Below are 7,814 nucleotides of genomic sequence, written 5' to 3'. Positions count from 1 at the left end.
CGCAGGGGGCTCTGACCCCGGATGCATGACGGGGTTGCCGGCCAGCGGCCGGCACTACCTGGGGAGGCCTGCGCGCCGGGGCGGGCAGGCACATCCCTTATTTCTTGACCGGGTTGCCTTCGGCATCGATCACGGTCACCTCGCCCAGGTTCAGCGCGCGCACCGCCGCTTCGGTCTGCTTCAGGTCACCCACCACCACCCAGGTCAGGGCCTGCGGCTTGATCTCGGCCGCGGCCTGCTGCACCTGCGCCGGGGTCATCGCCTCGATCTCGGCCTTGCGACGCAGCACGTAATCGTCCGGGCGCTTGAACTGCACGATCGAACCGATGGTCGCTGCCACCGCACTGGCGGTCTCGTAGGCACCGGGCAGGCTCAGGGTCTGGATGTTGCGGATGCGGTTGACCTCGGCAGCGGTCGCCGGCTTGCTGCCATCGGCGAACGCGGCGATCTCCTTGCGCATTTCCGCCATCGCCGGGCCGGTCTTGTCGATCTGCACCGGCGCGCTGGCCATCCACGGGCGCTGGCCGACCGAGCTGGTCGCGCCGCTGCGCGCACCGTAGGACCAGTGCTTGTCCTCGCGCAGGTTCATGTTCAGGCGCGAGGTGAAGTCGCCACCGATCACACCGTTGGCGATGTCGAAGCGGGTCGAGCTGGCGGCACTGGACGGCGGCACCACCTGGCCGGCGAACAGATTGGCCTGCACCGCACCCGGCTGATCGATCAGGAACACGCGCGGGCCCTTCGGCAGCGCCACATCGGTGGCCGCCTTCACCTGCGGCGCATCACCTGCGGCCTTCCAGTCACCCAGCTGCTTGTCCAGCAGCGGCACGATCTCGGCCAGCGTGGTATCACCCACCACGATCAGGGTGCCGTTCTGCGGGCGCAGCCAGTCGCGGTGGAAGTCGACCAGATCTTCGCGGGTCAGGCCGCTGATGGCCGCTTCATCACCGCTGCCGGTGAACGGAATGGCGTACGGATGGCCCTTGCCGTACAGCAGCGGCGGCAGCACGCGCATGGCCACTGCGTTCGGGTTGACCTTCTCCTGCTGGATGCCGGCGATCCAGGTTGCCTTGACCCGGTCGATCTCGCCCTGTTCAAAGCGCGGCTCGCGCAGCAGATCGCGGTACAGGGCCAGCGACGGCACCAGGTTCTCCTTCAGTGCCGACATGTCGACGGTCACCGAATCCAAGCCGGCACCGGCGTCCAGGCTGGCACCCAGCGCATCGGCGGCATCGGCGAAAGCCAGCGAGCCGAGCTTGCCGGCGCCTTCGGTCATCAGGTTCATGGTGAAGTTGGCGGTGCCCGGCTTGCGGCCCTGGTCGGCGGTGAAGCCACCCGGGAACTGGTAGCTGAACTGCACCACCGGAATCTCGTGGCGCTCGGCCAGCACCACCTGGGTGCCGTTCTTCAGCGTGGCGCGCTGCAGGGCAGGGAACTTCAGCTGCGGGAATTCACGGGTCTGCGGCACGCCTGCCTTGCGGTCCACCTGATCAGGCAGGGTGCTGTACTTCGGGTCCACGGCCGGCACATTGAACGGTTTCGGCGCCTGCGAGGGTTCTTCCTTCAGCGCCACGCGTTCACCCGGCTCGACCACCAGCGTATGGCTGCCCTTGTCCAGCCACTGCGCAGCCAGGCGCTTGAGGTCGGCAGCGGTGGCCTTGTCGATGTTGGCCAGCGAGGTGCGGAAGCAGCCCGGGTCGCCGGTGTAGACCGCGCACTCGGCCAGCGCATCGGCCTTGCCACCGAAGCCGCCGATGCGCTCGATGCCACGGATGAACGCCGCGCGCGAGCCGGTCTTGGCGCGTGCCAGCTCTTCGCTGGTCGGGCCATCCTTGAGCAGCCGCTCGATTTCCGCATCGATGATCTTTTCGACCCTGGCCGGATCCTGGCCCTGCTTCACCGTGGCCATGATCAGGAAGTTGGAACCCAGCTGCGAGGCGTAGGCGCCGGCGCTGACGTTGTCCACCAGCTTGTCCTGGTGCTGCAGTCGCTGGCTCAGGCGCGAGGACTTGGCGCCGCCAAGCACATAGGCCAGCAGCTGCAGCTGGTCGACGTCGGTGGTGCCGACCTGCGGTACGTTCCAGGCGCGGTAGATGCGTGCCTGCGGCACCTTGTCGGTCATCACCTCGCGGGTGTCGGCCGGCCGCTTGGCCACGTCCACCTTCGGCTGCGCCATGGTCGGGCCGGCCGGGATGCTGCCGAAGTACCTGGCGACCTTTTCCTTGGCGGTGGCCAGATCGATGTCACCGGCCAGCACCAGCACCGCGTTGTTGGGGCCGTACCAGGTGCGGAACCAGGTCTTGACGTCGTCCAGCGAGGCAGCGTTGAGATCGTTCATCGAGCCGATCACGCTGTGGTGGTACGGGTGGCCCACCGGATACAGCGCGCGGTTGAGCTGTTCCCACACCTGGCCATAGGGCTGGTTTTCGCCCTGGCGCTTCTCGTTCTGCACCACGCCACGCTGTTCGTCGAGCGCAGCCTGGTCGATCGCGCCCACCAGATGGCCCATACGGTCCGATTCCATCCACAACGCCATGTCCAGCGCGGTGGTCGGCACGTTCTCGAAGTAGTTGGTGCGATCGGTATTGGTGGTGCCGTTCTGGTTGGTGGCACCGACCTGCTTGAACGGTTCGAAGAATTCGCCGTCGTGGTTTTCACTGCCCTGGAACATCAGGTGTTCAAACAGGTGCGCAAAGCCGGTGCGGCCGGCCGGTTCGTCCTTGCTGCCGACGTGGTACCACACGTTGACCGCCACGATCGGCGCCTTGCGATCGGTATGCACGATCACGCGCAGGCCGTTGGGCAGGGTGAACTGCTCATACGGAATGTCGACCCTGGCCGGTGCCGCCGGCTTGGCGGCCAGCGCGGAGGTGGGCGCAAGCGTGCCCAGGGCGGTGCTGAGGGCGACAGCCAGCAGTGCAGCGCGCGGGCGAACGGCGAAAGACATATCCAGATCCTTGGTCACGTAGGTGAACCCCGATCCTAGCCTGCGCGCGCAGTGGCAGGAATCGGTCGGCAGTCACTGGGGGTGTTCGCCCCACTGCGCCATCCGCGCGCCCTTTGCGCCCGGGTAAAGGCGGTCACATGCCCCCGCAGGCGGCGTCCGGACAGTGTCCGCAGCACATCGAATGGACAGGTGTCCGCCCGGCGGACACGTTGAAGCCCATAAAAAACCCTTGCAAATCAAAGAGTAAAAGTTGGCACAGGGATTGCTTGGTATTTCCTGCGCCAAGAAGGGCTTCAGACAAAAGCTGACTGAAGGCTGAACAAATGCAGGAAATCGAAAATTTTCCTTGCAAGCCCAGAATCGGTGTACTACCTTACTACCACACCACTGCTCACCAACACTAAACAGGCCCCGTCATGAACGCCAAGACCATTGCCATCGCCATCGCCCTGATCGCCGGCACCGCGGTTGTTTCGTCGGTGCAGGCCTCCGAATCCATCAAGACCCTGGACACCGTGCAGGTCCGCCCGGCCGCCGACCAGCTGGCCCAGCAGGCCTGGGAACGCGCCAGCGGCATCCCGACCCTGGCCACCGTGGAAGTGCGTCCGAGCGCTGATCAGCTGGCCGAGCGCGATGGCTACGTCGCCGCCCCGGTGGCCGCCGCGATGCCGATCACCACGCTGGCCTCGGTGGAAGTGCGCCCGAGCCTGGAACAGCGCGTCGCCCTGGCCGCCGAACTGGAAGCCCAGCGCTACGCCGCCACCCTGGCCGCCGCCGCCACCAACGTCGCCAACTCGGTCATCGTCAACCTGCCGGCCCTGCAGGTGCGTCCGAGCGCTGCCGACCTGCAGGCACTGGCCACCGAAACCGCCCAGGTCCTGCTGCGCCCGTAATCGGTGCCGCCCTGCCCAGCGCAGGGCGTGCGCCGTAAAGCCGGCCGCCGTCGCAGGTACACTGCGCCGATGAATGCCGCGCCCCCGTTCCACGTGATCCTGTTCCAACCGGAAATCCCGCCCAACACGGGCAATGTGATCCGGCTCTGCGCCAACACCGGCGCGCAGCTGCACCTGGTCGAGCCGCTCGGCTTCGCACTGGAAGACAAGCAGCTCAAGCGCGCCGGCCTGGACTACCACGAGTACTCGCGCCTGCAGGTGCACCCGGACCTGGACACCGCGCTGGCGCGGATCGCACCGAAGCGGGTGTTCGCACTCAGTACTCGGGCCAGCGTGCGCTACGACAGCGTGGCGTTCGAAGATGGCGATGCCTTCCTGTTCGGCCCGGAAAGCCGCGGCCTGCCGCAGGACGTGCTGGATGCACTGCCGGATGGCCGCCGCCTGCGCCTGCCGATGCGGCCGGGCAACCGCAGCCTCAATCTTTCCAACACGGTTGCCGTGGTGATGTACGAGGCGTGGCGGCAGCATGGGTTTGCTGGCGGCGCGTAGCTCACGTGTGTCACTTTCTTTGCTCGCGCAAAGAAAGTAACCAAAGAAACGCGCCGCCATCCGCGAGCCGGTGCTGCGCACCGGTACCCTGCGCTCCTCGGCCCGCCGGGGGACGGCGCGGAACTCGCTGCGCTCAGACACCCGCGCCTCTTCGCCCCCGCCGGACCTGCGGTGCTCGGCTCGCTTCAAGGCGGACCCGACAACCGCGCAGTAGATCCACGCCATGCGTGGATGCCTTCCGCCTGGATCAATCAGGAGTGGGCGCCCTTACGTTGCCCGGGGCGCGTGCATCCTACCCGGCAATGCCGGCCAGCGGCCGGCACTACCGGTGCACTCAGAACGCGTTGATGCCGGTCAGTTCGCGGCCGATCACCAGCTGGTGCACGGTCTCGGTGCCTTCATAGGTGATCACCGATTCCAGGTTCAGTGCATGCCGGATCGCCACGTGTTCGGTGGTGATGCCAGCCCCACCCAGCAGATCGCGACACTCGCGGGCGATGTCGATGGCCATGCGGCAGTTGTTCCACTTGGCCAGGCTGACCTGCTGCGGCTGCAGCTGGCCGGCTTCCTTCAGCCGGCCCAGCTGCAGGGCCAGCAGCTGCGCGGTGGTGATGCGGCGGGCCATTTCCGCCAGCTTGATCTGCGCGCTCTGGGTGGCGGCCAGCGGGCGACCGAACAGCACGCGTTCCTTGGCATAGCCCAGTGCTTCGTCCAGGCAGGCAATGGCCGCGCCGATCGGACCCCAGCTGATGCCGTAACGGGCCTGCGTCAGGCAGCCCAGCGGGCCCTTCAGGCCCTTCACGTTCGGCAGCCGGTGGCTGTCAGGCACGCGCACGTCATCGAAGAACAGCGCACCGGTCAGCGATGCGCGCAGGCTCATCTTGTGCTTGATTTCCTGCGTGGTGAAGCCGGCCATGCCCTTCTCCAGCACGAAGCCCTGGATGCCGTCCTCGGTCTGTGCCCAGACGATGGCCAGGTCGGCCACCGGGCCGCTGGTGATCCACATCTTGCTGCCGCTGATGCGCCAGTCACTGCCGTCGCGCACCGCGCGGGTCTTCATGCTGGCCGGATCGGACCCACCGTGCGCCTCGGTCAGGCCGAAGCAGCCGATCAGTTCGCCGCGCGCCATCGCCGGCAGCCATTGGCGGCGCTGTTCCTCGCTGCCGTAGGCGTAGATCGGGTACATACACAGCGAGCTCTGCACCGAGACGAAACTGCGCAGGCCCGAGTCGCCGCGTTCCAGCTCCTGGCAGATCAGGCCGTAGCTGACCGCACCCAGGTCGCCGCCACCGTACGCGGCCGGCAGGGTCGCACCGAGCAGGCCCAGAGACGCGATCTCCGGTACCAGTTCGGCGGGGAAACGGGCCTGGTCGAAGGCATCGCCGATGATCGGCAGCACGCGCTCGTTGGTGAAGCGGGCCACGCTGTCCTGCACCGCGCGCTCTTCCTCGCTGAGCAGGGAACGGACATCGAACAGATCGTACGGATGCAAAGCCATGGCACTCACGCGCAGTCAGGACCCGGCCATTGTCGGTCATCCGGGGCCGGGACATTACGCTGCGCTGCAGCAATCGTGCGGTGAACGGCGTCTATCTAGCTCGATCACGCGCGGCCCGGTACCCTGACACATTCAAACAACCGTTTCGCCCGTGGCCGCACGCGCGATTCCCAGGCACCGCCGGTGGCCCCGATGCCGGCCCTACCCACGAGTCATGCAATCGATGAGCGCTGAAGCCAACGCCCTGCCCCCGCGTGAAGTAATGGAATTCGACGTGGTGATCGTCGGCGCCGGTCCTGCCGGCCTGGCCACCGCGATCCGCCTGCGCCAGCGCGCGATCGAAGCTGGCCGCGAACTGTCGGTATGCATTCTGGAAAAGGGTTCCGAGCCGGGCGCGCACGTGCTGTCCGGTGCGGTGATGGACCCGCGTGCGCTGACCGAACTGTTCCCGGACTGGGCCGAGCGTGGCGCACCGCTGAAGCAGAAGGTCACCCGCGACGAATTCCTGTTCCTCAGCGAGACCGGTTCGCGCAGCACGCCCAACGCGCTGCTGCCGGAGTGCTTCCACAATGAAGGCAACTACATCATCAGCCTCGGTGAAGTGACCCGCTGGCTGGCGCAGCAGGCCGAGGCGCTGGAAGTGGCGATCTTCCCCGGCTTCGCCGCCGCCGAAGTGCTGTATGGCGACAACGGCGAAGTGATCGGCGTGGCCACCGGCGACATGGGCATCGAGAAGGACGGCAGCATCGGCCCGGCCTTCGAGCGCGGGATGGCGCTGCACGCGAAGTACACGGTGTTTGCCGAAGGCGCGCGCGGCCACCTCGGCCGCCAGCTGATCGCCCGCTACAAGCTGGACGAAGGCAGGGACCCGCAGGCCTACGGCATCGGCATCAAGGAGCTGTGGCAGATCGACCCGGCCAGGCACGAGCCGGGCCTGGTGGTGCATGCCGCCGGCTGGCCGCTGGACAGCGACACCTACGGCGGCGCGTTCCTGTACCACGCCGACGGCGGCAAGGTCGCCATCGGCTACGTGGTCGGCCTGGACTACAGGAACCCGTGGCTGAGCCCGTTCGAGGAATTCCAGCGCTTCAAGACCCATCCGGACATCCGCAAGCACCTGGAAGGCGGTACCCGCATCGGCTATGGCGCACGCGCGATCACCGCCGGTGGCCTGCTGTCGCTGCCCAAGACCGTGTTCCCCGGTGGCGCACTGGTCGGCTGCGAGGCCGGCTACCTCAACGCCAGCCGCATCAAGGGCAGCCACGCGGCGATCAAGACCGGCATGCTGTGCGCCGACGCCGCGTTCGATGCACTGGCCGCCGACCGCCAGCACGATGAACTGAGCGCCTACCCCAAGGCGTTCGAAGCCAGCTGGCTGTTCACCGAACTGCAGCAGGCCAAGAACTTCAAGCAGTGGTTCAAGAAGGGCCAGACCGTGGCCACGCTGATGACGGGCGTGGAGCAGTGGCTGCTGCCCAAGCTGGGCGTGCGCAATCCGCCGTGGACCCTGCACCGCACGCAGCCGGATCATGCCTGCCTGGAACCGGCGTCCAGGCACACCCGCATCGCCTACCCGAAGCCGGATGGCGTGCTGACCTTCGACCGTCTCAGCTCGGTGTTCCTGAGCAGCACCAACCACGACGAGAACCAGCCCAGCCACCTGACGCTGAAGGATCCGAGCATTCCGGTGAAGGTGAACCTGGCCGAGTACGCCGGCCCCGAGGCACGCTACTGCCCGGCCGGCGTGTATGAGTTCGTCGGTGAAGCCGACAACGCGCGCCTGCAGATCAACGCGCAGAACTGCGTGCACTGCAAGACCTGCGACATCAAGGACCCGACCCAGAACATCGTCTGGGTGACTCCGCAGGGCGGCGGCGGCCCGAACTATTCGGGCATGTGATTGCGCCGGGCTGCGACCGCGTGTCGC

General features: G+C 67.0%; 5 protein-coding genes. 3 read left to right on the top strand and 2 right to left on the bottom strand.

What is annotated here, in order from left to right:
* Positions 1–97: 97 nt before the first annotated feature.
* Complete coding sequence (locus tag ARC23_RS06405) at positions 98–2,947, bottom strand: M16 family metallopeptidase (RefSeq protein ID WP_057496467.1); 2,850 nt, start codon at positions 2,945–2,947, stop codon at positions 98–100.
* Positions 2,948–3,363: 416 nt separating this feature from the next.
* Here ARC23_RS06405 and ARC23_RS06400 point away from each other — a divergent pair, with 416 nt between their 5' ends.
* The gene (locus ARC23_RS06400; RefSeq protein ID WP_057496466.1) at positions 3,364–3,840 is read left to right on the top strand and encodes an XAC0231 family protein; all 477 of its coding nucleotides are present in this window, start codon (positions 3,364–3,366) and stop codon (positions 3,838–3,840) included.
* 69 nt (positions 3,841–3,909) lie between these two features.
* Positions 3,910–4,389: a tRNA (cytidine(34)-2'-O)-methyltransferase gene (locus tag ARC23_RS06395; RefSeq protein WP_057496465.1), complete on the top strand. Its 480-nt coding sequence runs from the start codon at positions 3,910–3,912 to the stop codon at positions 4,387–4,389.
* A gap of 334 nt (positions 4,390–4,723) precedes the next feature.
* Here the strand turns inward: ARC23_RS06395 and ARC23_RS06390 are convergent, their stop codons facing one another.
* Positions 4,724–5,887 (bottom strand): acyl-CoA dehydrogenase family protein, encoded by a 1,164-nt coding sequence (locus ARC23_RS06390; protein WP_057496464.1) that lies wholly within the window; start codon positions 5,885–5,887, stop codon positions 4,724–4,726.
* 223 nt (positions 5,888–6,110) lie between these two features.
* On the opposite strand from ARC23_RS06390, the gene ARC23_RS06385 reads away from it, so the two are divergent.
* Positions 6,111–7,787 carry an electron transfer flavoprotein-ubiquinone oxidoreductase gene (locus tag ARC23_RS06385; protein ID WP_057496463.1) on the top strand — a complete coding sequence of 559 codons (1,677 nt, stop codon included), beginning with the start codon at positions 6,111–6,113 and terminating at the stop codon, positions 7,785–7,787.
* Positions 7,788–7,814 lie beyond the last annotated feature (27 nt).

The organism is Stenotrophomonas beteli (assembly GCF_001431665.1).
Classification (GTDB): domain Bacteria; phylum Pseudomonadota; class Gammaproteobacteria; order Xanthomonadales; family Xanthomonadaceae; genus Stenotrophomonas; species Stenotrophomonas beteli.
Note: the sequence above shows the minus strand (reverse complement) of the source record. Positions and strands in the feature narration are given on the sequence as shown.